Consider the following 26,616-nt stretch of genomic DNA (forward strand, 5'->3'; position numbering starts at 1 on the left):
TCATGAGATTAGCGGCGAGAACCCGGTTTCCTTAACGTCGAAGCGATACGAAGACGGATCGTTACAAGGTTGTTGCCATCCGTGACCGTTCTCAGAGACGCCCCTTCACAGGTTTGACAGGAGCCCTGACATAACCCTAGGGATCAGCGGACGACGACTTGGGAGACGGGCAGGCCGGGGTGCGCGGAGATGGTCAGCGGCGACGGGGCGAGCCCGGCGCGGACGACTTCGGAGCCGACCGCGGCGATCATCGCGCCGTTGTCGGTGCACAGCCCGGGATGAGGACGGCGCAGCTCGATGCCGACCGCGTTCGCGCGCTCCTCGAGCAGGGTGCGCAGCCGCGAGTTGGCCGCCACTCCCCCGCCGAGCAGGATCGTGCCGACGCCGAGATGCGTCGCGGCGTCGACCGTCTTGGCGGTCAGCACGTCGCAGACGGCCTCCTGGAAGCTGGCCGCGACGTCGTTGACGGGCACGTCGAGCCCGTCGAGGCGTCGCTGCTCGACCCAGCGGGCCACCGAGGTCTTCAGGCCGGAGAACGAGAAGTCGAAGCGGTGCTTCTCCATGTCGTGGCGCGCGGTGAGGCCGCGCGGGAAGCGGATCGCCGTCGGGTCGCCCTCCTGGGCTGCCTTGTCGATGACGGGCCCGCCCGGGTAGGGCAGCCCGAGGATGCGCGCGACCTTGTCGTACGCCTCCCCCGCGGCGTCGTCGATCGTGGAGCCGAGCTCGGTGATGTCGGTGGCGATGTCGCGCACGTGCAGCAGCGAGGTGTGGCCGCCGGAGACGAGCAGCGCGAGCGAGGGCATCGGCAGCTCGCCGTGGTCGAGCAGGTCGACGGCAACGTGGCCGACGAGGTGGTTGATGCCGTAGAGGGGCTTGTTCAGGTAGGCCGCGAGCGCCTTCGCGGACGCGAGGCCGACGACGAGGGCGCCCATCAGGCCGGGGCCGGCGGTCACGGCGATGGCGTCGACGTCGGCCAGGTCGACGTCGGCCGTCGCGGCGGCGCGCTCGAGCGCGGGCACGATGGCCTGCAGGTGGGCGCGGCTGGCGACCTCTGGCACGACGCCGCCGAAGCGGACGTGCTCCTCCACGGAGCTGGCCACCTCGTTGGCGAGCAGGGTCCGGCCGCGCACGATGCCGACGCCGGTCTCGTCGCACGACGACTCGATGCCAAGGATCAACGGCTCACTCATCTGCACCCTCCATGTCCCACATGCCGACGGAGTCGGCGTCGACGCCCTCGAGCCCGCGCTCGAGGATCAGCGCGTCGGCGCCGGGCCCGTAGTAGTCCGGGCGCGAGGCGATCTGCCTGAACCCGTAGCCCCGGTAGAGGGCGATGGCCGCCTCGTTGGCGTGGTCGACCTCGAGCAGCATCCTGGCCGCCCCCTTGCCGATCGCCCACTGCATGCCGGCGACCAGCATGACGCGGGCGAGCCCAAGCCTGCGCTGCTGCGGCGCGACCACGATGCGGTTGAGCTCGGCGACGTCGTCGACGACGCGGAAGCTGGCGGCGCCGATCAGGACGCCGTCGCTGCGGCGTCGCGCGGCGAGCACCAGCCGGTCGTCGCCGTCGAGCTCGGCGCGCCAGGACTCCTCGGACCAGGGCGTGTCGAAGGCATCCTCGAGCGCGACGATCTCCGGCACATCGCCCGCCACGGCGGGCTCGACGATCACCGCTTCGCCCTCAGGCGGCCGAAGGCCGACTTGGGCTTGCCGGGCACCGTCGCATCGGCGGCCCGCAGGTAGTAGGGCTCCTCGCCGGCAACCTCGAGACTCCGCCAGGCCGCGGCGAGCGTCGCCGGATCGAGGGCTGCGGGGCCCCGACAGTCGAGCTGGTCGCGGTAGGCCTCGGGCACGGCGCCGGCGACGGGCAGTGCGGGCAACGCGTCGGGAGCGGAGACCTGCGGGGCTCCGAGCGGCGAGCCGTCCTCGGCATATTCGCGCCAGTAGAGCTCCCTGCGGCGGGCGTCGGCGGCGACGACGAAGCGCCCGGAAGCGCCGAGCGTCGTCCACTGGCGCGCGACGACGTCGAGCGAGCAGACGGGATGCAGCGGCCGGCCGCCGACGGCGGCGAGCGTGCGGGCCGTAGCGATGCCTACGCGCAGTCCGGTGAAGGGACCGGGACCCATCCCGACGGCGTAGTCGTCGATGTCGGTGAGCGCGATCCCGGCCTCGGCACATGCTGCCTCGACCGAGGGCAGCAGCTCCTCGACGTGGCTGCGGGTGTCCTCCACGACGACGCGGGCCAGCGGCACTCCGTCGCGGGCGATGCCGACCGCGACATGGTGGCTGGTGTCGATGGCGAGCGTGATGCTCATCGGGTCTCCCTCAGTGTGTCGAGAGCGCCGGCCCAGCGGGGCCCGACGCCGGTGAGATACACGGCGCGCTCGTCGGTGTCGACACCGCGGACGATGTCGATGTCGAGGCGGTCGTCGGCGAGCCACTCGGCCAGGCCGGCCCCCCACTCGATCAACGTGACGGAATCGGCGAGGGAGGCGTCGAGGTCGATGTCGCCCAGTTCGGCGGCGCCGCCGAGGCGGTAGGCGTCGACGTGCACGAGCGCTGGCCCGTCACCCGGGTTCGGGTGGATGCGGGAGATGACGAAGGTCGGCGAGATGACCGGGCCTGTGACGCCGAGCCCGTCGGCCAGCCCCTGCGTCAGCGTCGTCTTGCCGGCGCCGAGCTCGCCGGTGGCGATGACGACGTCCCCCCTGCGCAGCAGCGCACCGATGCGGCGACCCAGCTCGCGCATGTCGTCGGCCGTCGGCACGTCGACCACGACGGGCAGGTCGCGGACCAGCCGGATGACCGGCGGCTCCTCACCGATGACCTCGAATCCCCGTTCCCGCCACCAGCCGACAAGCTCGGGGAACTCCTCGCGGACTACGAGCGTCGCGCGGGAGGCGCCGAGGTCCGCCGACAGCGACAGCGCGGCCTCGACGAGGTCGCCGGCCACGCCGTGCCGCGCGACCCGGGGCAGGACCGACACCCGGCGCAGCGTCACGAGGTCGCCCTCGCGGTCGATCAGGAGCCCGGCGACGATGTGGCCGTCGATCTCGCCCACTACGCCGGTGCCGGCGATCAACGCGGCCTCGATGTCGGTGACGTCGTCGGTCAGGGCATCGGCAGGCGGGTCGACGGGGCGGCGCGCGGAGAAGGCCTCCCGGATGACGTGCAGCAGTGCTGCGGCGTCATCCACGGAGGCCTCGCGCAGGGTCAGGTCAGATGCGTCCATCGGCGCAGATACTAGTCCCGAGTCCGGTTGCGGGTCAGTAGCGACGGTGGTTGCGTCGGCCGTACTGGCCGCCGCGTCCGCCGCGCCCGCCGCCCTGGGGGCGCTTACGCTGCTGCTGCTTCGGCGCGATCAGTGCCTGGTACTCGGCGTCGGGGATCGCGACTCCGGAGGTCGGGCGGGCGCCGGTGGCCTCGCGGAGCTCGGAGCTGCCGGGATCGACGGGCAGGAAGTCGGCGCGGACGCCGGCCTGCGTCAGGATCCGGTTGCCCATCTTCCGTTGGTGCGGCAGCACGATGCTCGCCACGACACCCTCGTGACCGGCGCGGGCCGTGCGCCCGGCGCGGTGCAGGTAGTCCTTCGAGTCGTGCGGCGGGTCGACCTGCAGCACCAGGGTCACGTCGTCGACGTGGATGCCGCGGGCCGCGACGTCCGTGGCCACCAGGACGGGCACGTGGCCGTCCTTGAACGCGGCGAGGATGCGGGCGCGGGCACCCTGCGTCAGGCCGCCGTGCAGCGCGCCGGCCATCACGCCTGCCTCACGCAGCTGCGTGGCGATGCGGTCGGTGCCCATCTGTGTGCGGGCGAAAAGGACCGTCCGTCCCTCGCGGTTGGCGATCTCGGCGGTCACTTGGTTCTTGTGGTGCGGCTTCACGAGCAGCGGACGGTGCACCATGGTGGTGACCGACGCCTTCTCCGAGTCGACCTCGCGGGTGACGGGGTCCTTGAGGTACTTCTTGACCAGGCGGCCGACCGCGTTGTCCAGCGTCGCGGAGAACAGCAGGCGTTGGCCGTCGCCGGCGGCGTCGAGGATGGTCTCGACGTCGGGCAGGAAGCCGAGGTCGGCCATGTGGTCGGCCTCGTCGAGGACGAGGATCTGGACCTGCGACAGGTCGGCGGCGCCCTGCTCGATGAGGTCGATCAGGCGGCCGGGGGTGGCGACGACCACGTCGACGCCGCGCTCGAAGGCGCGGATCTGCGGGCCGTAGCTCATGCCACCGGCGATGAGGGTGAGGTCGATGCCGACCGTGGCGGCCAGGGGCGACAGGTTGTCGGCGATCTGCAGCGCCAGCTCGCGCGTCGGGGTCAGGATGACGGCGCGGGGCGAGCCGACGGCGTCGCCGGCGGCCAGGCGGGTCAGCATCGGCAGGCCGAAGGCCAGCGTCTTGCCGGAGCCGGTGCGGCCGCGGCCGAGCACGTCGTGGCCGGCCAGAGCGTCGCCGATGGTGGCGGCCTGGATCGGGAACGGCTCGGTGATGCCCTGCGCGGCAAGCACGCGGACGATCGGCTCGGCGACGCCGAGCTCGAAGAAGCCGGACGTCACGTCGCCCGTGGCGGCCTCCGCCGTCGTGGCGGTCCAGCTCATCTGGTCGGACTCGGCGTCGAACGACTGCTCGTCGCGGTCGTCACGGGGGCGACGGTCATCGCGGCCACGACGGTCGTCGCGGCCACGGGGCTCGAGCGAGCGGCGGGAGTCGAAGCGAGCCGAGCCGGAGCGGAACTTCGGGCGGTCGCGGTCACGGTCGCGCTCGTAGCGGGGACGGTCCTCGCGATTCTCGAAGCGGTCGTCGCGACGGTAGCCGTCGCGGTCGTCGCGGCGGCGGTCCCCGTAGCCACCACGGTCGTCACGACGGCGGTCGCCGTAGCCACCGCGGTCGTCGCGGCGGTCGCTGTACCGGTCGTCGCGGCGGCGGTCTCCGTAGCCACCACGGTCGTCGCGGCGGTCGCTGTACCGGTCGTCGCGGCGGCGGTCGCCGTAGCCACCGCGGTCGTCGCGGCGGTCATCCCGGCGGCGGTCGCCGTAGGAGCCGCGGTCGTCGCGACGGCTGCCGTCACGATCTTCGCGACGGCGGTCGCCGTAGGATCCACGGTCGTCGCGGCGGCGGTCGGTGTAGGAACCGCGGTCACCGCGATCGTCGCGACGACGGTCGTTGTAGGAGCCGCGGTCGCTGCTCTGGGAGCGCTCGGTGTTCTCGGGGCGCTGCTCGGCGTCGGCGCTCGCGTAGTCCTGGGGCTTGCGGTCGGCGAACTGGAGCGCGCGGCGCTGCTTGCGGTTCAGGGGGGCGTCACCGTCGAACTGGTGTCCACGGTTGCGCTGGGGTGCCTTGCCCTTGGCTGCGCGCTTTTCGGCGGACCAACGGGGCTTGCTGCGGGGCGGGGTCATGACAGAAGAATCCTCAGAGGGGGCTAGGTGCGTCCGCCAGGTTACGAAGGGGCGGATCCTCGGTGCCCGCTCATGTGTCACTCGGGCGATATGCGCCGCGGCCGGGCCCGACCACTCTACGCCATTTCTCCGAGATAACCGAACTGACCCCGTGTCGAGGGTGTATGTTCACCTGCCCTTCGCCCTCCGGGCATGGCCCGAACGGCCCGCCCCGCTAGTATCGAAGCGTGCGAGTCGCGATTGTCGCGGAGAGCTTTCTCCCCACCCTCAACGGAGTCACCAACTCGGTGCTTCGCGTTCTGGAGCACCTGAAGGCCACCGGTCACGAGGCCATGGTCATCGCCCCGTCGGATGGCGACAAGGTCCCGTCCGAGTATCTCGGCTTCCCCATCGAGACCGTCGCTTCCGTCGGCCTCCCCTTCTACGACGACATCCGCGTGGTCACGACGACCACCCACACGGTCACCCGCCTTCTGACGTCGTTCAACCCCGACGTGGTCCACCTGGCGGCTCCTGTCCTGCTCGGTTTCAAGGCCGCCTCGGTCGCCTCCCGGCTGGGGATCCCCGTCGTCGGCATCTTCCAGACGGACTTGCCGAGTTTCGCCACGCGCTACGGCTTCGGGCACTTCGAGCAGTTCCTGTGGCACCACGTGCGGCGGGTGCACTCGCTGGCCGCCCTGAACTTCGCCCCCTCCAGCTACGCGCAGAACCAGCTCGTGACTCACGGCATCCCGCGCGTCGGGGTGTGGGCGCGCGGCGTCGACTCCCGCCGCTTCGACCCGGCCAAGCGTGACGCCTCATTCCGCGCCACGTTCGCCCCGAACGGCGAGCGGCTGATCGGGTACATGGGTCGGCTGGCCACCGAGAAGCGCGTCGAGGACCTCGCCGTCCTCTCGGACATCCCGGGCACCCGCATGGTGGTGATCGGCGACGGCCCGCTGCGGGGACAGCTTGAGGCGCGACTCCCCGGCGCGGTGTTCCTCGGCCAGCTCACGGGCGAGGACCTCCCCCGCGCCATGGCGAGCCTCGACCTGTTCGTCCACCCCGGGGAGCTGGAGACGTTCTGCCAGGCCATCCAGGAGGCCAAGGCTTCCGGGCTGCCCGTCGTCGCCCCGCGGCGGGGCGGCCCGATCGACCTGATCAGCCCATCGCGCACCGGCTGGCTCTACGAACCGGGCGACCTGCGCGCCTTGCGGGGCTTCGTGACGGACCTGATCGGTGACGATGCGAAGCGTCGGGCCTTCGGCGACACGGCAAGGGCCTCGACGCTGGACCGCTCGTGGGAGAGCATCTGCACCGAGCTCGTCGGCCACTACACCAAGGCCATCTCCATGTCCGTGCGCGGCCGCGCCCTCGCCGCCTGACCCGGCCGCGGCCGCCCGCTATCCTCCCCCACTCTGTCGTCCTCAGGCGGCCCTTCCCCCTCACCCGCCGCCTCATCGGCCTCCGAGCCACCCCAGTCCCGTCCCTCCCAGCCCATTTCCCGCACAACAGTGCGCATTTCGGCGACGCTGCAACATGCTGACAGCAGCCTCGAAATAGGCATTCTTGTGCACAAGACTGAGGCCGGAAACAACGGGATCTCACGGCCGACCATCATGGCGACGACGCCGCACCTGCCGTACCAGGGACCCCCGTGCGGACCGGTCGCCCTCCCACTCCAGCCCAGTTCCCGCACAACAATGCCTATGCCGGGTCCGCTGCAACATGAGCGCAGCTACGCCGAAATGCGCATTCTTGTGCACAAGACTCGAGCCAGGCAGCGCTGGCACTCACGGCCGACGACCATGGTGCCGACGCCGGATCTGCCATAGGAGCCTCTCCTGGGTCTGCTCCCACCTCCACCAGACATGGTCATAGCTCAGCCGGAGTGTGTCGTACCCGAGGAGCCTCGCGGACAGGTCCCGCTCCCGATCCAGGAACTGTTGCTCGCGACTCCGATGAAACTCATCGCTGTCGCATTCGACGATCAGACTCTGACCCACCAGAAGGTCGACGCGGCCCACCCCCGACACGACGACCTGGGAGCGCACGCGCACCCCGCGGCGCTTCAGGAAGTACCGAACGCGGGTCTCCGTGCCGGACTCCGCCCGACGGAGTTGGCCGGCGAACCCCCGACGGTCCACCGGAAGCGCAGCGACGATGTCCTCCACCTCGTCCGGGCTGATAAGCCCCTTGTGGAGCGCCGATTCGACCACAATGAGGGTGGTTTCCATGTCGTGGTGCCGGGCAACCTGCCGCAGGCAATCGCGCAGAGGCCAGAGGGGAGTCCGCGGACGAGGCCCGGGGTCGGCATGCAGAACGTATTCCTCCCGTTCCACCGGTTGATTTCCCCTCCCGTAGACCGCATGGATCCGGTCGTCGCGAGGGGTCCAGACGCCGTGCACCGCACACCCGGTCAGGCAGCCGAGCCTGCAACCGTCAACCAGACCCCGCACCACTCTCTGATCGGCGTCGCGTCCCGCGTACCAGCCTCGCTGCACCCTGACGATGGTCCCCGCAGCCAAGGCGTCCTCGATGTCTCTGCGTCGCGCACCGGACCCCCGGATATCGGCGTAGGACTGCACTCCCGTGTAGATCATGCGTCCCAATGTCGCCGCCGCATCGGGCCTCGGCAACCCCTTCCGACGGGTTGTGGATGACTCGATCCGGTTTGTCCACAGCTGGCACAAAGATGCCTATTTCGAACCCGCTGCACTATACGGACACCGCGTCCGGCATAGGCATTGTTGTGCTGGGTGGGCGCTGCGGTGACACGTGGATACGGGGACGGGCTGGCCGGGGCGGCTCCTCGACAGCCGGCACAAGAATGCCTATTTCGCACCCGCTGCAGAATACGGACGCCGTAGCCGATATGCGCATTTTTGTGCGGGACAGCGAAACGCCGGGTCAGGGCGGGACGTGAGGGGACGGGACAGCGAAACGCCGGATCAGGTCGGGACGCGAGGGGACGGGACAGCGAAACGCCGGGACAGGGCCGGACGTGGGGGGACGGCACCGGGACATGCAGGGACCGCGAGGTCAGGGCGGGGCCGGTCAGTCCGCGGCGACCAATCCAGCGATCACCTCGGGAAGCCGACGGGCCAGCTCGTCGGGCGGGTAGGGGCCCGGGTTGCGAGCCGCTGCCATCGCCTGGACGCTGGACCCGGCTACGGCCGCCTGCCACGCGGGCAGCCCCGCCGCCAACAGAGCTCCGCAGATCCCGGCGAGCACGTCGCCCGATCCCGCTTGCGCGCTCCAGTGCGGCCCCGGCACGGCGATCGTCACGCGGCCTCCCGGCTCCGCGACATACTGCGTGGCGCCCTTGAGCAGAACGGTCGCCCCGGTCACCCGGGCCACCTCCCTGGCGCACGAGACCGGGCGCGACTCGACGTGGGAGCGGGAGCAGCCCAGTAGCCGGGCGAGCTCGCCCGCGTGGGGCGTGAGCAGCCAACCGTCGATCCTGCCGGGAAGGCTGTAGAGCGCGTCGGCGTCCACCACGGCGACGGGGGCGTGCAGTCGCGCGCTGGAGACCCGGCCGGACGCGCCCTCGTCCTCGCCCCAGCCGGAGCCGAGGACCGCGGCCTGGGCCCGGCCGTCACCCATCACGACGCTGGGATACCTGGTCAGGATGAGGCCGGAGTGCACGGGCCCGGCGTAGCGGACCATGCCCGTGCCGGCGTGCAGCGCCCCGGAGATGCCGAGCAGCGCCGCTCCCTGGTAGCGCGCCGACCCCGTGTCGAACAGCACGACGCCGCGCGCGTACTTGTCGGAGGAGGCGGTGGGAGTGGGCCACCAGGTGGCCACGTCGGCCTCCTCCGCCTGACGCAGCTGGGTGGCGGCGACCTCCACGCCGATGTCCACGACGTGCACCCTGCCGCACCGTCCGGCGGCTGGCTGGGCCACGTGACATGGCTTGAGAGCGGCGAAGGTGACGGTGCGGGTCGCGCGGAAGCTCGGCTGCCCAGCCCCGGAATCGGCGTCCAGCCCGCTCGGCAGGTCGACCGACAGCACGTCGATGGCCGACGAGTCACACGCTGCGGCGAACGTCGCGAGCGCCTGCGGGAGCCCGGGCCTTGAGCCGAGTCCCGCGACCGCATCGATAACGAGGCCGCAGTCCGGCAGGGCCTCCAGCGCCCCCAGCGCGTCGACGAACTGGCAGCCGGCCGCGCGCGCGGCCGCCTGCCCGGCGTCGTGTGTGCGGCCGAAGGCGGGCCACACGAGGACGCGTCGGTGAGCTGCCAGGATCGCGGCGGCGAAGAGCCCGTCGCCGCCGTTGTTGCCCCGACCCGCGACCACGAGCACCTGGCCGGCGGTGTTCACCTCCGCCGCGACTCGGGCCACCGCGCGGGCCGCCCGGCCCATCAGGTCGACGCCGGGGTTGGCGTCGAAGAAGCGCTGCTCGGCTGCCCTCATGCCCGCGGCGGTGACGACGGCCCTCATGCCTCGCACACCACCATCGTGGTGGCGAACCCGCCATCGTGGCTGATCGACAAGTGGATGCGCCCCACGCCGAGCTCCGCCACGCGCGCCGCGACCGTTCCCGTGTTCACGAACCTCGGCACGCCGTCGTCGTTCTTGACGACCTCGCAGTCGAGCCAGCGCATGCCGCCCGGCGAGCCGAGCGCCTTCGCGAAGGCCTCCTTCGCGGAGAACCGCGCGGCCTGGGACTCGATCGAGAGCGTGCGTTCCAGGGGCGTCAGCAGTCGTTCCGCCAGGCCTGGCCGACGCTGAAGCATGTCGCGGAACCTGTCGATGACGATGAGGTCGGTGCCGATGCCAACGATCATGGCCTCACACTAGCCGCGACCACCGCCTCGGCAAGGGAGCCGACGGCCCGCCGCTGCGCCGCGTCGGGCAGAAGACTGAACCCCAGCCACGGCTCGGTCAGTTCCACCTCCATCACGACCGGCCCGGCCTCGGTCGTGACGAGGTCGACGCGCGCATAGGTCGGCGTCGTCGGCAGGTCGGCGAGCACGGCCCGCGCCAGGTCGAGCTGAGGCGCGGTGGCCTCGACGACCTCCGCGGCCCGACCTGCGGCGACGATTCCGGGGAACCGGAGGAACGCGTGACTGTGGTGACCGTCGATGAACACCACCGCCGTCTCACCTGTCGGCCGTGTTCATCTCGCACGTCCTGTCCGCGATCCAGTTCATGAGCGACCACTCGATCGTGCTGCGCGGCGGACGGATCGTCGACGAGTTCCGGCGCGACGAGCTGTTCGACGACGGCCGGGACAACTACACCCGCGAGCTGATCCGCCCGTTCGAGGACTGAGCCGTCACTCGACCGTGACGGACTTGGCCAGGTTCCGCGGCTGGTCCACGTCGTGTCCCTGCAGCGTCGCCAGTTCGCACGCGAACAGCTGCAGGGGCAGGATCGCGACGAGCGGCTGCAGCAGCGTCGAGACGTGCGGCAGTTCGATGAACACGTCGGCGGCTGCGCGAGCCTCGTCGTCGCAGCCCTCGGCCAGCACGATCGTGCGGGCCCCCCGGGCGCGGACCTCCGAGATGTTGGACACGACCTTGTCGCGCAGCTGGTCGCGTCCCTTCGGCGGCACGACGATGAACATCGGCAGGCCCTCGGAGACCAGCGCGATCGGGCCGTGCTTCAGCTCGCCGGCGGCGAAGCCCTCGGCATGCAGGTAGGCGATCTCCTTGAGCTTCAGAGCCCCCTCCAGCGCCATCGGGTAGCCGACGTGGCGGCCGAGGTACAGGAACGACTTCTCCTGCTTCAGTTCCTCGGCCAGGTCGAGGATCTGCTGCTGAGCGTCGAGCATGTCCTGCATCCGCTCGGGCATCCGTTCCAGCTCCTGCAGCAGCGCGGCGATCTCGTCGCCGTACTTCATGCCGCGGACCTGGGCCAGGTAGAGCCCCAGCAGGTAGCAGGCGATCAGCTGCGTGGTGAAGCCCTTGGTGGACGCGACGCCGATCTCGGGGCCGGCGTGTGTGTAGATGACCGCGTCGGACTCGCGCGGGATGGTGGCGCCGTTGGTGTTGCAGATCGCGATGACGCGGGCGCCCTGCTCGCGGGCGTGGCGGATGGCCATCAGCGTGTCGGCCGTCTCGCCGGACTGGGAGATGGTGACCACGAGCGTCATGGGGTCGATGATCGGGTCGCGGTAGCGGAACTCGGAGGCGAGCTCCACCTCGCACGGAATGCGCGTCCAGTGCTCGATGGCGTACTTGGCCACCAGCCCGGCGTAGAACGCGGTGCCGCAGGCGACGATGACGATCTTGTTGATCCGTCGCAGCGTCTCGGGGCTCATCCGGATCTCGTCGAGCACCAGCTCGCCGCGGTCGTTGAGCCGGCCGAGCAGCGTGTCCGCGACCGCGCGGGGCTGCTCGAAGATCTCCTTGCGCATGAACCAGTCGTAGCCCTGCTTCTGCGCGGCCTCGAGGTCCCAGTCGACGTGGAAGGCGCGGGTCTCGGCCGGGTTGCCGTCGAAGTCGACGACCTCGACGTCGTCGCGCGTGATGCGCACGATCTGGTCCTGGCCGAGCTCGATCGCGTCGCGGGTGTAGGCAATGAAGGCGGCGACGTCGGACGCGAGGAAGTTCTCGCCGTCGCCGACGCCCACGACGAGCGGGGAGTTGCGGCGGGCCGCGACGACCTGGTCGGGCGCGAGGGCGTCGACCGCGACGAGCGTGAAGGCTCCCTCGAGGCGGCCGACCACGGTGCGCATGGCCTCGACGAGGTCGGCGCCCCGGTCCAGCTCACGGCGCAGCAGGTGCGCGGCGACCTCGGTGTCGGTGTCGGAGGTGAACTCCTCGCCGCTCAGCTCGGCACGCAGCGCCAGGTGGTTCTCGATGATGCCGTTGTGCACCACGGCGACGCGACCGGAGACGTGCGGGTGGGCGTTGGCGTCGGTCGGGCCGCCATGGGTCGCCCAGCGGGTGTGGCCGATCGCCACGGTCGACTCCGGCAGCGGGTCGTCGGCCAGGTCCCCATCCAGGTTGGAGATCCGGCCCGCCCGCTTTCGCCACTCGATGTGCCCGTTCACTGGGATCGCGATGCCCGCGGAGTCGTACCCGCGGTACTCCATCCGGCGGAGCCCGCTCATCACGACCTCAAGTGCTTCGCGCTCACCCAGGTATCCAACAATTCCGCACATAGCCTGAAACCGTACAGCACGAGTGAGCGTTTCTTGACATTGACCCGACCAACACTCCCGACTTCGGGTCAGCGGGGCCAGCTCCCCCGCAGCGCGCCCGGACGGTACGCTTCTGGGGTCATTCACACCTGAAGGAGCCTTCGTGGCCGATCCGTTCATCACGCTGCAGCGCCGCGCGTGGGCCGACCTCGCCAACAACACCCAGATCGACCTGGACGAGGAGACCCTGGCGCGGCTGCGCGGTATCGGCGATCCCACGAACGCTCTCGACATCGCCGAGGTCTACCGCCCCCTGACACAGCTCATCCACCTCTACAAGGAGAACAAGGGCCGGCTGTACGCGCAGAGCAACGGCTTCCTCGGCCTGGAGACGAGCCGCACGCCGTTCGTGATCGGTGTCGCGGGCTCGGTCGCCGTCGGCAAGTCGACCGTCTCGCGCCTGCTGCAGGAGCTGCTGCGCCGCGCCCCCGGCTCGCCGAAGGTCGACCTCGTCACCACCGACGGGTTCCTCTACCCGAACGCAGAGCTCCAGCGCCGCGGCCTCCTGGACCGCAAGGGCTTCCCCGAATCCTACGACCGCAGGGCGCTGATGCGCTTCGTGATGGAGGTGAAGTCGGGCGAGCCGAAGGTCGAGGCCCCCGTCTACAGCCACATGACCTACGACATCACCGACGAGCGGATCTCGGTCGAGCGGCCGGACATCCTGATCGTCGAGGGCCTCAACGTGCTGCAGCCCGCGCGCGCCGAGATCGACCCGGGCCTGAGCCTGGCCGTCAGCGACTTCTTCGACTTTAGCGTCTTCGTCGACGCGACCGAGGACCTCATCAAGAGCTGGTTCCTCGACCGCTTCATGCACCTGCGCGCCACGGCCTTCACCGACGAGCGCAGCTACTTCCGGCGCTTCACGCAGTACTCGGACGCCGACGCGCTGGAGTTCGGCCAGCAGGTGTGGGACACGGTCAACGGCCCGAACCTGCGCCACAACATCGCCTCGACGCGCGACCGTGCCACCGCGATCCTCGTCAAGGGCCCCGGCCACCTCATCGACTCGATCCGGATCCGGAAGGTCTGAGCCGGCTCAGGCGTCGCGGCGGAAACGCGGCCGCCAGCTGTCCTTGGATCGGCGCATCGCCTTGCGGAGCGCCGCGTTGAGGGTGACATCCTCGTGCGCGACCGGCAACACCAGTCCCTTCCAACGGGCCAGCAGGATCGTCGATGCCCCGACAACGATCGCCGCGACCGAGCCGATCACCGTCATGCCGAAGTGGTGGAACACCACCGCGACGGCGGAGGCGAGGATCGCGGGCACGGCGTAGAGGGTGTTGCCGCCCAGGATGCCGGGGATGCGGCGGAGCACCACGTCGCGCACGAAGCCGCCGCCGACGGCGGTGATGGTGCCGAGCATCAGGGCGGGCAGCACCCCGAAGCCGTGCTCGAGCGTCTTCATGGTGCCGGTCGCGGCCCAGGCTCCGACTGCGACCGCGTCGATGGGGGGCCAGATGCGGTCCCACCACCGCTTGGGCACGTGGATCAGCGCGACGATGCCGCAACCGCACAGCGCGGTGGTCAGGTAGCGCCAGTCGGTCAGCGCGACGGGCGGGCCGACCTGCAGGAGCGTGTCGCGGATCATGCCGCCGCCCAGCCCGGTCATGATGCCGAGCACCAGGAAGGCGATGATGTCCATCCGCGCGCCGCGGGCGATCACGGCGCCGAGCATCGCGTTGAACAGCACGCCGATGAGGTCGACCCACTGCAGGAACGCCATCACGGCCTCGGAAGTCACGGCGGCAGTCTACGGGCATCCGAAATGTGGAACCCGCCGTCGTCGGCCTAGACTCGAACCCATGAGCAGCGCCACCGCAGACAGCAACGGAAACCGTCGGGACCCCTTCTCGGAGGCCTTCAAGACCTTCATCGTCAGCGACTGGGCGCCCTACTCCTCCGAGCTGCCGGCCCAGCTGCCCGCGGTCCCCTGGGCTGCGGCCCGCCGAGAGCGTCTCGCCGCCGAGTTCCCGGGCGCGACGCTGGTCATCCCGGCCGGCCCGCTGAAGCAGCGCTCGAACGACTGCGACTTCCGCTTCCGCCCGCACTCGGCCTTCGCCTACTACACCGGCCTGGGCGAGGACCGCGAGCCCGACGCCGTGCTCGTCGTCGCCGGCGACGACGCCACCTTGTACTTCCGTCCCCGCGCACCCCGCACCGACCGCGAGTTCTACGCCGACTCGACCTACGGCGAGATGTGGGTCGGCCAGCGCGACTCGGCCGAGGAGATGGCCGCGGCCACCGGCCTGAACGTCGCGCACATCGCCGACCTCGAGGCGCGGCTTGAGGCCTCCGGGACGCTGTACGTCATCCGTGAGGCTGACCAGGCCGTCACCGGGCTCGTCGACGAAGCCCGCGGCGACGAGGACCGCGACGGTGACGCCCGCCTGCAGGAGGTCACCTCCGGCGCCCGCTTCGTGAAGGACGAGTTCGAGGTCGGCGAGCTTCGCCGCGCCTGCGAGGCAACGAAGGTGGGCTTCGAGGCCGTCGTCGCCGACCTGCCCGCCGCCGTCGCCAACGGGCGAGGCGAGCGCTGGGTTGAGGGCATCTTCGGCCTGCACGCCCGCCACCTCGGCAACGCGGTCGGCTACGACACCATCGCCGCCGGCGGCGACCATGCCAACACGCTGCACTGGATCCGCAACGACGGCGTCCTGCGCGACGGCGACCTGATGCTGATGGACGCGGGCGTCGAGGTGAACAGCCTCTACACGGCCGACGTGACCCGCACCATGCCGATCGGCGGCACGTTCAGCGAGCCCCAGCGGCGCGTGTACGAAGCCGTGCTCGCAGCCCAGGAGGCCGGCATCGCGGCCTGCCGGGCCGGGCTCCCGTTCTCCGGCGTGCACGCCGCCGCCATCCGCGTCGTCGCCGAGTTCCTCGCCGAGCTCGGCGTGCTGCCGGTCAGCGTCGAGGAGTCCCTGAGCCCCGAGGGCGGGCAGCACCGCCGCTGGATGGTGCACGGGACGTCGCACCACCTCGGCCTCGACGTGCACGACTGCGCGCACGCCCGCACCGAGGACTACCGCGGCGGGAACCTGAAGGCCGGCATGTGCATCACGGTCGAGCCCGGCATCTACTTCAGGTCCACCGACCTGCTCGTGCCCGAGGAGTACCGCGGCATCGGCGTGCGGATCGAGGACGACGTCCTCATCACCGACGGCGACCCCGTCAACCTCTCCGGCGCCCTGCTGCCCCGCTCCGCCGACGACGTCGAGGCCTGGATGGCTGGCCTCCGCGGCTGATCCCACACCCGGAAACGAACGTGACCCCGGCCGAGGAGGCCGGGGTCACGCGCTTATCAGACCAGGATCAGTCGCTGGACTCGCTGACCACGAGCGAGGCGACGTTGCCCGTGATGAACGAGCGGATGAGGTTCGCCGTCTCGACGGGGCGGGCGACGGGCACCTGGTGGGCGGCTCCGGCGACGACGTGCAGCGACGCGCGGGGCGCCGTCTCGGCGACGAGCTCGACGTTGGCGATCGGCGTCGAGGTGTCACGCTCGCCCGCGAGCAGCAGCAGCGGGGTGGTGATGTAGGGCAGGTCGGCGCGCACGTCGTGCACGGCCAGCGCGCGGCACAGCTGCGCATAGGAGTGGTCGTCGACGCTGGCGAGCGACTCCATGATGATGGAGACGACGGCGGGCTGCTCGGCTCGGAAAGAGGGCGTGAACCAGCGCTTGGTGGTCTCGTCGACCAGCTGCTGCGTTCCGGTGGCCTCGACCTGCTCGGCGCGCTCGACCCAGCGGGCTGGCTCCCCCACCGTCGCGGCGGAGGCGACGACCACGACACCCGAGAACAGATCGTCGTAGTCGCGCGCCAGGTGCAGGCCGATGGCACCGGAGATCGACAGGCCGGCGAAGTAGAGGGGCAGGTCGGCGCCGGCCTCCTCGCGGGCCTTCCGTGCGGCGGCCGCAATGCCGGCCGCAATGGCGTCGAGCGTGGGCTCGTCGGCGTCGTCCCAGACGGGGCCGAGCCCGGAGCCGGGCAGGTCGACGAACACGATCCGGGCGTCGTCGATCAGCTCACCGGCGACCCTGGTCCACTGGTGCGTGCTGTTGCCGCCGAGGCTGGGGCCGAGCAGCAGGATCCGCTGCGCCTTCGTGCCCCGGTTGTAGGTGATCGTGTTCAGTTCCATCAGCGGTGCCTCCATCGAGTTCCAACGGTGACCAACCTACCCGAGCGCCCCGGTGGCGGGTCCAGTGCTACAGCTTGCCGAGAGCCTGCACCACGGAGCCGAGCCCCTGGTGTGCCATGCCCTCGAAGATGCGCCTCTCGACGAGGCGGACGTCGAGGTGCCAGCCGACCCAGTCCTCCTGCACGGCACCGCGGGTGACGAGCAGCTCGGGGTCCTTCGGGCCGCCGGTGCCGAGCATCAGCTGGGCCGGCGTGTACGCCTCTAGCACCAGCGTCGCGCCGGGCGCGCACTGCGCCGTGGCGGCGCTCGCGACCCTGCGCCTCAGCTCGGCGGGCAGGTGCACGAAGATCATCACGACGGCGTCCCACGGCGGCTCCGGGGCCGGCTCGTCTGCCCAGTCGGCAAGGTCGACGCAGCGCGTCTCGATGCTGACGCCCTTCTCGGCGGCCAGTGCCTCGGCCTTCGCCAGGCCGACCCGGGAGAAGTCCAGGCTGACGACGTCGTGCCCCTTCGACGCGAGGAACACGCCGTTGCGGCCCTCCCCGTCGCCGAGGCACAGTACGCGGGAAGCGGGCTTCAGGAAACGGGCCTGCGCGGCGAGGAAGTCGTTGGGCCGGTAGCCGAAGACGTGGTTGGGGTGCGAGTACCGCTCGTCCCAGAACTCCGCGGTCACTCAAACATGGCGGCGCGGGCGCCGGGTCGGGAGGCGAGCAGGTCGCGAGCCTCCTGGGCGACCTTGTGCTCCGCGAGCACCTCGTACGTCGCCGCGACCGTCTGGCGGGCGGAGTTGAAGTCCCGCTTGCCGCCACTCAGCGCGTAGCCGAGCCCGCTGGCGATCACGCCGAACAGAATGCCCATCGCCAGGCCGACCCAGACGATCTGCAACCCCGCGTTCGCCATGAAGAGGTAGAGCATCAGGCCGACGAAGAGTCCGCTCGTGATGCCGGAGACCGCGCCCTGCGCCAGGACCGTGCCCCACGTCCGTCGCCCCGTGACGCGCTCCAGCATCTTCAGGTTCGAGCCGACGATCATCAGGTTCTGGATGGCGAACTTCTGGTCCGCCAGGAAGTCGACCGCGGCCTGTGCCTCCTCGTACGTGGGGTACTCGGCCACTTGCTGGGGGAACTCCAGCCTCATGAGCTTGCCCATCGGGCTGAGCGACTCGGTCACGGGGATTCTCCTCACGGAATGTCTGCGCTGCCACTCGAACTTACCCTGCCGCCGGGCACTACTGTGACCCTTATGGTCGACACGCAGGTCTTCATCTCCAGGGTCATTGGCCTGCCCATCATCGACGCCTCGGGCGATCAGGTGGGCCGGGTCAAGGATGTGGTGTGTTATCTCCGGGCCGACAACCGGCCGCCCAGGGTGAAGGGACTGGTCGCGGAGCTGTTCGGCCGCACCCGCATCTTCGTGCCCATGCTGCGCGTGCACGGCGTCTCCCCGACCCACGTCGCCATCCAGGGACAGGTCGACACCCGGAAGTTCCAGCGCCGCGAGACCGAACTGCTGGTCGCCGCGGACCTGCTCGACCGGCCCATCGAGAGGGAGCGGCCCACCCGCATCCTCGACGTCGCGATGGCGCAGGTCCGCAACCGGGAGTGGGACCTGACGACCGTCGCCCTGCAGGCAACCAGCCGGGCGGGCAGGTTCGGGTTCGGCACCCGGTCCGAGCCGGAACTCGTGTCCTGGTCGAAGGTGCCCTCCCTGGTGATGCGCACGGGCCGCACCGCCGCCCACCTGATCGCCGAGTTCTCCGACATGAAGGCCGCCGACATCGCGCAGGAGCTGCACGATCTGGAGCCGGACAAGCTCGCCGCGGTCGTCGAGGCCCTCGACGACGAGACGCTGGCCGAGGCTCTGGAGGAGTTGCCGGAGGATGAGCAGATCGACCTGATCCGCCAGCTGGACACCGAGCGGGCCGCCGACGTGCTCGCGGAGATGGATCCCGACGACGCGGCCGACCTGATCAGGGACCTGCCTACCGACGTCGCCGAGGACCTGCTGCAGCGCATGGAGCCCGACGAGGCCTCCGACGTGCGCCGCCTCCTGATCTACGAGGAGTTCACGGCCGGCGGCATGATGACGCCGGAGCCGGTGATCCTCGACACCGACGCCACCGTCGCGCAGGCGCTGGCCAACGTCCGCAAGGAGTCCCTGACCCCGGCGCTGGCGTCCATGGTGTTCGTCACCCGCCCGCCGCTGGAGACGCCGTCGGGACGCTACGTCGGTGCCGTCCACACCCAGCGGCTGCTGCGCGAGCCCCCCACCACGCTCGTCGCGACGCTGCTGGACGACAACCTGGAGCCCCTGGGCCCGGACGCGCCGTTGGCCCAGGTCAGCCGGTTCTTCGCCACCTACAACCTGGTCGTGGCGCCCGTCGTCAACGACTCGGACCACCTCCTCGGGGCTGTCACGGTCGACGATGTGCTGGACCACATGCTGCCCGACGATTGGCGCGGCGATCAGATGGACGAGGTAGAGGCGAGCGAGGTGAGCGGTGTCTGAGCGCGAGCACAACCCCCTGTCCCAGCCGGGACGACGCTCCCGGATGCCGAAGGTCGCCCTCGACTCCGAGACCTTCGGCCGCTTCGCCGAGGGCGTCGCGAGCTTCATGGGCACCGCGCAGTTCCTGGTCTGGATGACGGTCTTCGTCGTCCTCTGGGTCGCGTTCAACGTCATCGGCCTGTTCGGGTTCCGGTGGGACCCCTACCCCTTCATCCTCCTGAACCTGTTCTTCTCGACGCAGGCGTCCTACTCCGCGCCGCTGATCCTGCTCGCGCAGAACCGCCAGGAGCGTCGCGACCAGCTGAGCCTGGAGGAGGACCGCCGGATCGCGGCGCAGTCGCGGGCCGACATGGACTTCCTTGCCCGCGAGATCGCATCAATCAGGATGCACCTGGGCGACCTGGCCACCCGGGACTTCGTCCGCGGCGAGCTGCGCAGCGAGCTGCGTGAGCTGGGCGACCGCCTGACGCAGGCCGAGGAGAAGACGACGTGATCGACGAGGGCTCCGGGGACGTGGCGGAGGTCAAGGTCCAGCCCGCCACCTCCGTCAGGTGGTTCGGAGTGGTCCTGCTCGTGGGGCATGTCGCGCTGCTGGCCGTCGGGGCCCTCGCCCTGTGGCGCATCGCGGGCGGCTGGTGGGTCGGCGCGGCTGCCGCCGCCGTCTTCATCGTGGGCTACGCGGCGATGTGGCGGTTCCTGCTGGCGCCGGGGTCGAGGAGCAGGCTCGGCTACCGCGAACGGCTGACGGTGTCGTTGATCGTGGGTCCGATCGTCGTGCTGCTCGGCAGCCTGTCGGGGCTGTGGCTGCTGGGGCTGGTGGCGACGAGCATCGTGCTGCTCGGCGACGCACTCAACGAGAGCTGAGCCCGCGGCTTTTCCACATCGCCGGACCGGTCGGTAGACTGCCCGAAGAACACGGGTACCGCGCGCTGGGAGGTCGGGACGTCGCGCACGACACGGCCCTGCCGTACCCAGGAGACCTGATGTCATCCGGATTCTCGACCATGCGCGCCGCCTTCGGCGCCGACTACTTCATCGTCTCGGCGCTTGCACGGCTCCCGCTGTCCATGCTCGTGCTGGGCGTCCTGACCTTCGTATCGCACTCCACGGGCCAGCTGTCCTCGGCCGGCGCCGCCTCCGCCATCGCCGGCGTGGGGGTCGCGGTCGGCGCCCCGCTCTCGGGCGCGGCCGCGGACCGCTGGGGCCAGCGCGCGACACTGCTGGCCGGCGCCCTCGCCTACTGCGCCTCACTTCTCTGGCTGCTGGCGGCCGGGACGCCCGGCGACGGGCCGCTCGCCTTCGGCCCGGGGCTGGCGGCCGCCGCCTTCTGCGCCGGTCTCGTCGTGCCCCAGTGCGGACCGATGACCAGGGTCCGCTGGATCCGGCGGCTGGCCGGGCGCGACGCGCACGCACTGACCGCCGCACAGGGCTACGAGTCCACGATCGACGAGCTGAGCTTCGTCCTCGGCCCCGCCGCGGTCGGCATCATCGCCGTCGTCGCCGGCCCCGCCGCCCCGCTCTGGGTTGCGCTCGCGCTGACCGTCGTGACCGTCCCCTGGTTCGCCCTGCACCGCAGCTCGGCCTCGGGGACCGCGCATCGGGGCGCGGCCACCGCCGCGACCGCCGACCGCGTGCCGTGGGCGCTGGTCGGGGTGCTGCTGCTCGGCATGCTCAGCATCGGCACCGTGTTCGGGTCCCTGGCCACCACGACGACGGCGTTCGTCACCGAGGCCGGCCAGCCTGACATCGGCGGCCTGGTCTACGCCGCCATCGGCATCACCTCGGGGCTCGGCGCCCTCAGCGTCGCCCGCTGGCCCTCCCGCTGGTCGTCGGCCCGCCGATGGATCGGCTGCGGCATCGTGCTGGTGCCGATGGTCGCGTTGCTGTGGCTCACCGCCACCCCCTGGCAGCTGTCGCTGCTGTTCCTGCTCGTCGGGGCCCCCATCGGCCCTGTGCTGGTCACGGTCTTCACCGCGGCCGGCGGCGCGACGCCGGCCGGCAGGCTCGGGCTGGTGATGACGCTGCTGAGCGCCGGCGTGACGCTCGGCACCTCCATCGGGAACTGGGCGGGCGGCTCCCTGGCGGAGACGGGCGGGCACGCCGCGTCACTGTGGGTGACGTTCGCGGCGGGCTGCGCAGTACTCGTCAGCGGCGTCCTCTACGCCACACGCGAAGCCCTTGACCGACCCCGGAACTTGCAACGGGCCACTGAGGGCGCAAAATTGGAACAGTGAGCGAACACCCACTGCTACCCCATATCCGCGCGGCGCTGCACCAGGTCGAGGACCCGGAGATCCGCCGCCCCATCACCGAGCTCGGCATGGTCGACGACATCGCGGTCACCGACGACGGTGACGTCGCGGTGCGCGTGCTGCTGACCGTGTCCGGCTGCCCGATGCGCGCCGAACTCACCAACCGCGTCACGTCCGCCGTCGAGCCGCTCGAGGGTGTTCGCAGCGTGTCGGTCGAGCTCGGTGTCATGAACGACGAGCAGCGCGACGCGATGCGCACCATGCTGCGCGGCGGCCAGGTCGAGCGGAAGATCCCGTTCGCCGAGCCCGGCAACCTGACGCGCGTCATCGCCGTGGCCTCCGGCAAGGGCGGCGTGGGCAAGTCGTCCGTCACGGTCAACCTGGCGCTGGCGCTCGCGAAGCAGGGCCGCTCGGTCGGCATCCTCGACGCAGACATCTACGGCCACTCCATCCCCGACCTGCTGGGGCTCGGCGACGCGCGTCCGACCGTCGTCGACGACATGATTCTGCCCGTCCCCGCGATCGGTGGTCTCAAGGTCATCTCCGTGGGCATGCTGAAGCCGTCGCGCGACCAGGTCGTCGCCTGGCGCGGACCGATCCTGGACCGAGCGCTGACGCAGCTGCTCGCCGACGTCTACTGGGGCGACCTCGACTACCTGCTGCTCGACCTGCCCCCCGGCACGGGCGACGTGGCGATGAGCCTCGGGCAGAAGATCCCCACCTCCGAGGTGCTGGTCGTCACCACCCCGCAGTCTGCGGCCTCCGAGGTGGCGGAACGCGCTGGCACCATGGCCCACATCCTGGAGCAGCGCGTGCTCGGCGTCGTGGAGAACATGAGCTGGCTCGAGACGCTGTGCCCTCACTGCGGCCAGACGCACCGCATCGAGCTGTTCGGCGCCGGCGGCGGCACGCTGGTCGCCGGGGCCCTGACCGAGCGCCTCGTCTACGACGTGCCGCTGCTCACGCAGGTCCCCTTCGACGAGGCTCTGCTGGCCGGCGGCGACCGCGGCACGCCCATCGTGGAGACGCACCCGGACCACCCGGCCGCCGCGGCGATCATCGAGCTCGCCGCCAGGGTCGCGGACTCGAAGCGCGGCCTGCTGGGCCAGCGCCTGCCGCTGCACACCTGAGGCGGGCGCGGTGTACGTCGTCGTCTGCTTCGTCCCGGCCACCCACGCGGACGACGTGCGCGTTGCGCTGGCTGGGGCCGGGGCGGGGGCGATCGGCGAGTACACGGCGTGCAGCTTCTCGGCTACGGGGGAGGGACGGTTCCGTCCCTCCCCCGCGGCCGAGCCGTTCATCGGGTCGGCCGGAGAGCTGGCGGTCGTCGACGAGGTGCGGGTGGAGTGTGTGTGCGCCGACGGGGCCGTCCGCGCCGCGGTGGCGGCGATGCTCGCCGCCCACCCCTACGAGGAGCCGGCCTGGCATTGCCACCGGGCCGTGACCAGCGTCGACGAGCTGCCCGGGGACTGACGAGCTACGTCGCCTCGGAGTCGAACGGGCTCACGTCGTGTCCGGCCCCGAGCGCCTCCGGCGCCGGCGCCGCGGCGAGCGCCACCGACGGGTCGAGCTTCGCGGCGGACTCGAGGTCCCTGGTCCCCTCCTGCAGTGACTTCGCAGACTGCTCGAGCTCCCGCTTCGCCTCGTCGATGAGCGCGATCTCCTCGCGCATGTGCTTCGTGACGAACGTCCTGGGGTTCAGGTCCTTCAGCTCCAGGTCCGCGTACTCGGGGCCGAGTTCGGTGCTGAGCGTGTTCTTGGCGTTGTTCGCGATGTCGCGGAGATAGACGATGATCCGGGCGGCCTTGCGGGAGTACTCCGGCAGGCGCTCCGGCCCGAACAGGACGATGGCGAGCACCAGGATGAGGATGAGATCCACGCCGTCGATACCGAACACGTCCCCAAGGGTACCTTCCGCGGCCGGGGACTCAGGATCCAGGCAGGATCCGCTGGAGGCCGGCGCCCACCCGCTCGAACAGCGTCTCGGTGTGCGACTCCTCGGCGGGCAGCTGCGCGGAAATCTGCTCCAGAAGGGCAGTCGACCCGTTCGTGGCCACCGTAACCACGTCGTCGTCGTACTGCCATGCGCGCACCGATGGGAGGCTCGTGGAGACTGCGGTGACGGTACCTGCGTCGTCGTCCAGCACGCCGCGGGCGCAGCCGACGACGGCGGTCTGGAAGCCGTCGGAGTAGACGAGCACCATGGTGGCCCCGTCGGCGCGCTCCGCAGACGAGTAGGCGACGAGCGGCAGTCCGGCCAGCATCGCGGGGCAGTCGGGCAGCCCCACGCACCAGCCGTCGCCGCCGCTGGAGCTGGCCGGCAGCAGGGAGTACGACAGGTCGGCCGACGCCGAGGTCAGGTCGGCGGATCCGAAGCTCAGCGATGTGAAGCCCACGGCCAGCGAGACGTCGCCCGTCGCGTCGTAGCGTTCGGTCCACAGCAGGATTCCGGTCTCGGAATCGATCCACCAGCCGGCGACGGGGACCGCGTCCGCGGAGGCGGTCAGGTGCACGGCGTGGCGACCCTGCACGGTCTCGAGCTCGTCGGCGATCCGGAAGCTCCACCCCTCGGGCGCCTCGTACTCGCGGGAGATGTGGTCGGGTAGGAAGCTGGAGCTGAACTCGTCTCCGCGCGCGTCGAGCACGCTGAGCAGCGCCCCCTCCCCAGGCTGCTTGGCGACGCGGACGGCGGCGCTGCGGTAGTAGCCCTGGCCGTCGGAGACCCAGACCCGCTGTGTGCCGCTGTAGGCGACGTCGGCGTCCGTGGCGCGCTGCAGCAGCGCGGCCGCATCGTCGGCGGTCACGGCGTGCGTATCGTCGTCGAAGCCACGCGCCTGGTACGTGATCGAGGCGCCGAGGTCGGCGCCCTTCTCGTAGGCGAGCAGCACCGCGCCGACGGCCTCGTTGATGCTGACTGCCGAGGCGGACAGGGAGAACTGCTCACGTGCGGAGCCGACGGGGTCGGCGATGCGGACGGGCTCCGGCGCGACGAGCGCTGCGATGACCACGATGACGACGGCGAAGGTCAGGAGTGCGGCCCCGGAGGCCGCGATCCGGCGGGTGACGCGCGAGGTGGGCAGCTGCCCCTGGCCGGCGGCCAGGTAGAGGGGGGCGTCGGCGTGATCGCCTGCGATCTGCTCGAGCCGGGCGGCGAGTGAGCTGGGGGCCTCGGAGGCCCGGCAGGCGCCCAGCGTGTTGCGCACGGAGCACAGCGCCAGCATCTCGTCGCGGCAGTCCTCGCAGCCGGCGAGGTGGTAGCTGATCTGCTCCCAGCGGCGCGGGGGCAGGGTCTGGTCGACGTAGGCGTTGAGGTCCTCGCGGACGCGCTCGTGGACGGAGGCCATGGTCACACCCCGGCGTAGCGGGTGCGGTCTCCCGTCGGGGCGCGGTGGGCGAGCGCCTCGCGCAGCGCCGCACGTCCGCGGGCGATGCGGCTACGCACGGTGCCGATTTTCACGTCGAGTACGGAGGCGATCTCCTCGTAGCTGAGGCCCTCGATGTCGCACAGGACGACGGCCACGCGCTGTTCGGGGCTCAGCGCCTCCAGCGCCGCGGCGACGTCGGCGTCGAGTTCGGCGTCGACGTGCAGGTCCTCGGGGCCGGTGGCCGAACCCCACACGTGGTCGGGGGCCACGCTCATCGAGTCCATCCGGATCCGCTGGCGGCGACGAGCCTGGTCGAGGAAGAGATTCGTGGTGATGCGGTGCAGCCAGCCCTCGAGGGTGCCCGGCTGGAACGTGTGGATCGACTTGAAGACCCGCACGAACACGTCCTGCGTCAGGTCCTCGGCGTCGTACGCATTGCCGGTCAGGCGGTACGCGAGGCGGTACACCTGCGCGGAATGGTCGCGGACGAGCTCCTGCCAGGTGGGCGCGGTCCAGGACGCGTCTGCTGCGGCCGCCTTGGCCTGCTTACCGCCCCGGAACACCTTCGGCATCTCCATCTCCCGATCTTCCCACACGAGTCTGTGACGATCCTGTGACACTTCCGCGGATCGGCGGACTGCGCTACGACCGTATAACGCTCCGGCGGCCCGGATCGTTCCCGCCCGTGGCGTCAGGCTCCGTAGCCCAGCGCCTCAAGCAGGTTCACGTAGCGGTGCACGGCGTCCTCGGGTGCCGACCCCATCGGCGCACGGCAGGGGCCCACGTCGAATCCGCGGGCGGCGAGGGTCTCCTTGACCATCATGCAGCCCTGCGTCGCGAACACCCCCTGGAACGCGGGCAGCGCGTGGCGGTTTGCCAGCACCGCATCGTCGATCCGGCCCGCCAGGAAGTGGTCGATGATCTCTCTGGCGGCCGGCGCGGTGAAGTGCGTCGAGGTCCCGACGACGCCCACGCCGCCCACGCTCAGCAGCGGCAGCAGGTATGCGTCATCTCCCGCGTAGTAGGCGAGATTGGTGTTGGCCATCACGACCGAGGACGACACGATCGAGCCCTTCGCGTCCTTGACCGCGCGGATCCTCGGATGCGCATCGAGCCGGATGAGCATGCTCTCAGGGATCTCGATCCCGGCACGGTGCGGGATGTCGTACAGCATGACGGGCAGTTCCGTGGCGTCGGCGACGGCGAGGAAGTGGTCCTCCAGCGCGTCCAGCGGCGGCCGTGAGTAGTACGGGGTGACGACCAGCACGCCGTCAGCGCCGACGTCGGCCGCCTGGCGCGCCAGCTGGATGCTGTGCTGGGTGGAGAAGGTACCGACGCCCGCGACAACCGAGGCGCGGTCGCCGACGGCCGTGACCACAGCGTCAAGGATGTTGCGCTTCTCCGCGTCGCTCGTGGTGGGCGACTCCCCCGTCGTGCCGTTGATGATGAGTCCGTCGTTGCCGAGGTCGTCGACCAGATGCGCTGCGAGCCTCGCCACCTGCGCGTAGTCGGTCTCCGACCCGTCGGCGGTGAACGGCGTGACCATCGCCGTCAGAACGCGCCCGAATACGGGCTGGGTGTCGTCAATCATGAATCCTCCGCGATGGCCAGCAGCGGGTCGCCCACCTCGACGACGTCACCGTCGCTGACCAGAACCTCCATGACGATGCCGGCCACTCCCGCGGGCACGGGCACCTCCGACGTCACGGACTCCAGCTGCACGACCACGTCCGACACGCCCACCTGCTGCCCGGCCTCCACTGCAACGGTCGCGACGGTGGCTGGGATCTCGGCGCGGACGACATGGTTCATGCCGTCATCTTAGG

General features: G+C 70.8%; 29 protein-coding genes. 10 read left to right on the forward strand and 19 right to left on the reverse strand.

Going from position 1 to position 26,616, the window contains the following annotated elements:
* Positions 1-143: 143 nt before the first annotated feature.
* The 5 genes from tsaD to QH948_RS10450 are packed head-to-tail and all read right to left on the reverse strand — an operon-like array spanning position 144 to position 5,393.
* Positions 144-1,190, reverse strand: a complete 1,047-nt coding sequence (gene tsaD / locus QH948_RS10430; protein WP_281144327.1) for a tRNA (adenosine(37)-N6)-threonylcarbamoyltransferase complex transferase subunit TsaD — start codon at positions 1,188-1,190, stop codon at positions 144-146.
* Positions 1,183-1,671, reverse strand: a complete 489-nt coding sequence (locus QH948_RS10435; protein ID WP_281144328.1) for a GNAT family N-acetyltransferase — start codon at positions 1,669-1,671, stop codon at positions 1,183-1,185. The genes tsaD and QH948_RS10435 overlap by 8 nt, the downstream gene beginning before the upstream one ends.
* Positions 1,668-2,315 carry a tRNA (adenosine(37)-N6)-threonylcarbamoyltransferase complex dimerization subunit type 1 TsaB gene (tsaB, locus tag QH948_RS10440; RefSeq protein ID WP_281144329.1) on the reverse strand — a complete coding sequence of 216 codons (648 nt, stop codon included), beginning with the start codon at positions 2,313-2,315 and terminating at the stop codon, positions 1,668-1,670. The genes QH948_RS10435 and tsaB overlap by 4 nt, the downstream gene beginning before the upstream one ends.
* On the reverse strand, positions 2,312-3,232 hold the full coding sequence (gene tsaE / locus QH948_RS14095) for a tRNA (adenosine(37)-N6)-threonylcarbamoyltransferase complex ATPase subunit type 1 TsaE (RefSeq protein ID WP_348634918.1): 921 nt from the start codon (positions 3,230-3,232) through the stop codon (positions 2,312-2,314). The genes tsaB and tsaE overlap by 4 nt, the downstream gene beginning before the upstream one ends.
* Before the next feature lie 34 nt (positions 3,233-3,266).
* Positions 3,267-5,393, reverse strand: coding sequence for a DEAD/DEAH box helicase (locus QH948_RS10450; RefSeq protein WP_281144330.1), 2,127 nt, complete (start codon positions 5,391-5,393; stop codon positions 3,267-3,269).
* A gap of 227 nt (positions 5,394-5,620) precedes the next feature.
* Here QH948_RS10450 and QH948_RS10455 point away from each other — a divergent pair, with 227 nt between their 5' ends.
* A complete protein-coding gene (locus QH948_RS10455) occupies positions 5,621-6,757 on the forward strand; it encodes a glycosyltransferase family 4 protein (RefSeq protein WP_281144331.1) in 1,137 nt (378 codons plus the stop codon).
* Positions 6,758-7,165: 408 nt separating this feature from the next.
* Here QH948_RS10455 and QH948_RS10460 read toward each other — a convergent pair whose 3' ends face one another.
* The 4 genes from QH948_RS10460 to QH948_RS10475 all read right to left on the reverse strand — a co-directional run bounded on the left by QH948_RS10460 (position 7,166) and on the right by QH948_RS10475 (position 10,470).
* On the reverse strand, positions 7,166-7,975 hold the full coding sequence (locus QH948_RS10460) for a putative endonuclease domain-containing protein (protein ID WP_281144332.1): 810 nt from the start codon (positions 7,973-7,975) through the stop codon (positions 7,166-7,168).
* Positions 7,976-8,429: 454 nt separating this feature from the next.
* Positions 8,430-9,815 carry an NAD(P)H-hydrate epimerase gene (locus QH948_RS10465; RefSeq protein WP_281144333.1) on the reverse strand — a complete coding sequence of 462 codons (1,386 nt, stop codon included), beginning with the start codon at positions 9,813-9,815 and terminating at the stop codon, positions 8,430-8,432.
* A complete protein-coding gene (locus QH948_RS10470) occupies positions 9,812-10,162 on the reverse strand; it encodes a holo-ACP synthase (protein WP_281144334.1) in 351 nt (116 codons plus the stop codon). Before QH948_RS10470 ends, QH948_RS10465 begins: the two co-directional genes overlap by 4 nt.
* On the reverse strand, positions 10,159-10,470 hold the full coding sequence (locus QH948_RS10475; protein WP_281144335.1) for an ATP-grasp domain-containing protein: 312 nt from the start codon (positions 10,468-10,470) through the stop codon (positions 10,159-10,161). Before QH948_RS10475 ends, QH948_RS10470 begins: the two co-directional genes overlap by 4 nt.
* A gap of 20 nt (positions 10,471-10,490) precedes the next feature.
* Here QH948_RS10475 and QH948_RS10480 point away from each other — a divergent pair, with 20 nt between their 5' ends.
* Positions 10,491-10,649, forward strand: coding sequence for a hypothetical protein (locus QH948_RS10480; RefSeq protein WP_281144336.1), 159 nt, complete (start codon positions 10,491-10,493; stop codon positions 10,647-10,649).
* Positions 10,650-10,653: 4 nt separating this feature from the next.
* Here QH948_RS10480 and glmS read toward each other — a convergent pair whose 3' ends face one another.
* Positions 10,654-12,486, reverse strand: a complete 1,833-nt coding sequence (glmS, locus tag QH948_RS10485; RefSeq protein WP_281144337.1) for a glutamine--fructose-6-phosphate transaminase (isomerizing) — start codon at positions 12,484-12,486, stop codon at positions 10,654-10,656.
* Between the two features lie 112 nt (positions 12,487-12,598).
* Here glmS and coaA point away from each other — a divergent pair, with 112 nt between their 5' ends.
* Positions 12,599-13,558: a type I pantothenate kinase gene (coaA, locus tag QH948_RS10490; RefSeq protein ID WP_281146180.1), complete on the forward strand. Its 960-nt coding sequence runs from the start codon at positions 12,599-12,601 to the stop codon at positions 13,556-13,558.
* Positions 13,559-13,564: 6 nt separating this feature from the next.
* Here the strand turns inward: coaA and QH948_RS10495 are convergent, their stop codons facing one another.
* Positions 13,565-14,269: a trimeric intracellular cation channel family protein gene (locus tag QH948_RS10495; protein ID WP_281144338.1), complete on the reverse strand. Its 705-nt coding sequence runs from the start codon at positions 14,267-14,269 to the stop codon at positions 13,565-13,567.
* A gap of 61 nt (positions 14,270-14,330) precedes the next feature.
* On the opposite strand from QH948_RS10495, the gene QH948_RS10500 reads away from it, so the two are divergent.
* Positions 14,331-15,773, forward strand: a complete 1,443-nt coding sequence (locus tag QH948_RS10500) for an aminopeptidase P family protein (protein WP_281144339.1) — start codon at positions 14,331-14,333, stop codon at positions 15,771-15,773.
* Positions 15,774-15,840: 67 nt separating this feature from the next.
* Here QH948_RS10500 and QH948_RS10505 read toward each other — a convergent pair whose 3' ends face one another.
* The 3 genes from QH948_RS10505 to QH948_RS10515 all read right to left on the reverse strand — a co-directional run bounded on the left by QH948_RS10505 (position 15,841) and on the right by QH948_RS10515 (position 17,814).
* Positions 15,841-16,665: an alpha/beta fold hydrolase gene (locus QH948_RS10505; protein WP_281144340.1), complete on the reverse strand. Its 825-nt coding sequence runs from the start codon at positions 16,663-16,665 to the stop codon at positions 15,841-15,843.
* A gap of 67 nt (positions 16,666-16,732) precedes the next feature.
* Positions 16,733-17,338, reverse strand: a complete 606-nt coding sequence (locus QH948_RS10510) for a class I SAM-dependent methyltransferase (RefSeq protein ID WP_281144341.1) — start codon at positions 17,336-17,338, stop codon at positions 16,733-16,735.
* Positions 17,335-17,814: a YflT domain-containing protein gene (locus tag QH948_RS10515; protein ID WP_438874141.1), complete on the reverse strand. Its 480-nt coding sequence runs from the start codon at positions 17,812-17,814 to the stop codon at positions 17,335-17,337. Before QH948_RS10515 ends, QH948_RS10510 begins: the two co-directional genes overlap by 4 nt.
* 93 nt (positions 17,815-17,907) lie before the next feature.
* Here QH948_RS10515 and QH948_RS10520 point away from each other — a divergent pair, with 93 nt between their 5' ends.
* The 6 genes from QH948_RS10520 to QH948_RS10545 all read left to right on the forward strand — a co-directional run bounded on the left by QH948_RS10520 (position 17,908) and on the right by QH948_RS10545 (position 22,898).
* A complete protein-coding gene (locus QH948_RS10520) occupies positions 17,908-19,173 on the forward strand; it encodes a magnesium transporter MgtE N-terminal domain-containing protein (RefSeq protein WP_438874091.1) in 1,266 nt (421 codons plus the stop codon).
* A gap of 43 nt (positions 19,174-19,216) precedes the next feature.
* Positions 19,217-19,666 (forward strand): DUF1003 domain-containing protein, encoded by a 450-nt coding sequence (locus QH948_RS10525; protein WP_281146182.1) that lies wholly within the window; start codon positions 19,217-19,219, stop codon positions 19,664-19,666.
* Complete coding sequence (locus tag QH948_RS10530; protein ID WP_281144343.1) at positions 19,663-20,037, forward strand: hypothetical protein; 375 nt, start codon at positions 19,663-19,665, stop codon at positions 20,035-20,037. Before QH948_RS10525 ends, QH948_RS10530 begins: the two co-directional genes overlap by 4 nt.
* Before the next feature lie 119 nt (positions 20,038-20,156).
* Positions 20,157-21,407: an MFS transporter gene (locus QH948_RS10535; RefSeq protein ID WP_281144344.1), complete on the forward strand. Its 1,251-nt coding sequence runs from the start codon at positions 20,157-20,159 to the stop codon at positions 21,405-21,407.
* On the forward strand, positions 21,404-22,555 hold the full coding sequence (locus tag QH948_RS10540) for an Mrp/NBP35 family ATP-binding protein (protein WP_281144345.1): 1,152 nt from the start codon (positions 21,404-21,406) through the stop codon (positions 22,553-22,555). Before QH948_RS10535 ends, QH948_RS10540 begins: the two co-directional genes overlap by 4 nt.
* A 10-nt stretch (positions 22,556-22,565) precedes the next feature.
* Positions 22,566-22,898: a YqfO family protein gene (locus QH948_RS10545; protein ID WP_281144346.1), complete on the forward strand. Its 333-nt coding sequence runs from the start codon at positions 22,566-22,568 to the stop codon at positions 22,896-22,898.
* A gap of 4 nt (positions 22,899-22,902) precedes the next feature.
* Here the strand turns inward: QH948_RS10545 and QH948_RS10550 are convergent, their stop codons facing one another.
* From QH948_RS10550 to QH948_RS10570, 5 genes are all read right to left on the reverse strand, one after another.
* On the reverse strand, positions 22,903-23,322 hold the full coding sequence (locus QH948_RS10550; RefSeq protein WP_281144347.1) for a sec-independent translocase: 420 nt from the start codon (positions 23,320-23,322) through the stop codon (positions 22,903-22,905).
* A gap of 31 nt (positions 23,323-23,353) precedes the next feature.
* Positions 23,354-24,769, reverse strand: coding sequence for a zf-HC2 domain-containing protein (locus QH948_RS10555; protein WP_281144348.1), 1,416 nt, complete (start codon positions 24,767-24,769; stop codon positions 23,354-23,356).
* 2 nt (positions 24,770-24,771) lie between these two features.
* Positions 24,772-25,362, reverse strand: coding sequence for an RNA polymerase sigma factor SigE (gene sigE, locus QH948_RS10560; protein ID WP_281146183.1), 591 nt, complete (start codon positions 25,360-25,362; stop codon positions 24,772-24,774).
* A gap of 119 nt (positions 25,363-25,481) precedes the next feature.
* Entirely contained in the window at positions 25,482-26,381 is a 900-nt protein-coding gene (gene dapA / locus QH948_RS10565) for a 4-hydroxy-tetrahydrodipicolinate synthase (protein ID WP_281144349.1), read from the reverse strand.
* Complete coding sequence (locus QH948_RS10570) at positions 26,378-26,602, reverse strand: biotin/lipoyl-containing protein (protein WP_281144350.1); 225 nt, start codon at positions 26,600-26,602, stop codon at positions 26,378-26,380. Before QH948_RS10570 ends, dapA begins: the two co-directional genes overlap by 4 nt.
* Between the last annotated feature and the right edge of the window lie 14 nt (positions 26,603-26,616).

Origin of the sequence: Tessaracoccus lacteus (assembly GCF_029917005.1) — a bacterium.
GTDB classification, from domain to species: Bacteria; Actinomycetota; Actinomycetes; order Propionibacteriales; family Propionibacteriaceae; genus Arachnia; species Arachnia lactea.

Excerpts from the sequence above, each read along its gene's own strand:
- QH948_RS10520 (WP_438874091.1), top strand. The coding sequence starts at position 17,908 with ATGGTCGACACGCAGGTCTTCATCTCCAGGGTCATTGGCCTGCCCATC.
- dapA (WP_281144349.1), bottom strand. The coding sequence starts at position 26,381 with ATGATTGACGACACCCAGCCCGTATTCGGGCGCGTTCTGACGGCGATG.
- glmS (WP_281144337.1), bottom strand. The coding sequence starts at position 12,486 with ATGTGCGGAATTGTTGGATACCTGGGTGAGCGCGAAGCACTTGAGGTC.
- QH948_RS10450 (WP_281144330.1), bottom strand. The coding sequence starts at position 5,393 with ATGACCCCGCCCCGCAGCAAGCCCCGTTGGTCCGCCGAAAAGCGCGCA.
- QH948_RS10555 (WP_281144348.1), bottom strand. The coding sequence starts at position 24,769 with ATGGCCTCCGTCCACGAGCGCGTCCGCGAGGACCTCAACGCCTACGTC.
- QH948_RS10470 (WP_281144334.1), bottom strand. The coding sequence starts at position 10,162 with ATGATCGTTGGCATCGGCACCGACCTCATCGTCATCGACAGGTTCCGC.
- QH948_RS10535 (WP_281144344.1), top strand. The coding sequence starts at position 20,157 with ATGTCATCCGGATTCTCGACCATGCGCGCCGCCTTCGGCGCCGACTAC.
- QH948_RS10570 (WP_281144350.1), bottom strand. The coding sequence starts at position 26,602 with ATGAACCATGTCGTCCGCGCCGAGATCCCAGCCACCGTCGCGACCGTT.
- tsaD (WP_281144327.1), bottom strand. The coding sequence starts at position 1,190 with ATGAGTGAGCCGTTGATCCTTGGCATCGAGTCGTCGTGCGACGAGACC.
- QH948_RS10460 (WP_281144332.1), bottom strand. The coding sequence starts at position 7,975 with ATGATCTACACGGGAGTGCAGTCCTACGCCGATATCCGGGGGTCCGGT.
- tsaB (WP_281144329.1), bottom strand. The coding sequence starts at position 2,315 with ATGAGCATCACGCTCGCCATCGACACCAGCCACCATGTCGCGGTCGGC.
- QH948_RS10465 (WP_281144333.1), bottom strand. The coding sequence starts at position 9,815 with ATGAGGGCCGTCGTCACCGCCGCGGGCATGAGGGCAGCCGAGCAGCGC.
- tsaE (WP_348634918.1), bottom strand. The coding sequence starts at position 3,232 with ATGGACGCATCTGACCTGACCCTGCGCGAGGCCTCCGTGGATGACGCC.
- QH948_RS10505 (WP_281144340.1), bottom strand. The coding sequence starts at position 16,665 with ATGGAACTGAACACGATCACCTACAACCGGGGCACGAAGGCGCAGCGG.
- QH948_RS10525 (WP_281146182.1), top strand. The coding sequence starts at position 19,217 with ATGCCGAAGGTCGCCCTCGACTCCGAGACCTTCGGCCGCTTCGCCGAG.
- sigE (WP_281146183.1), bottom strand. The coding sequence starts at position 25,362 with ATGCCGAAGGTGTTCCGGGGCGGTAAGCAGGCCAAGGCGGCCGCAGCA.
- QH948_RS10500 (WP_281144339.1), top strand. The coding sequence starts at position 14,331 with ATGAGCAGCGCCACCGCAGACAGCAACGGAAACCGTCGGGACCCCTTC.
- QH948_RS10515 (WP_438874141.1), bottom strand. The coding sequence starts at position 17,814 with ATGGGCAAGCTCATGAGGCTGGAGTTCCCCCAGCAAGTGGCCGAGTAC.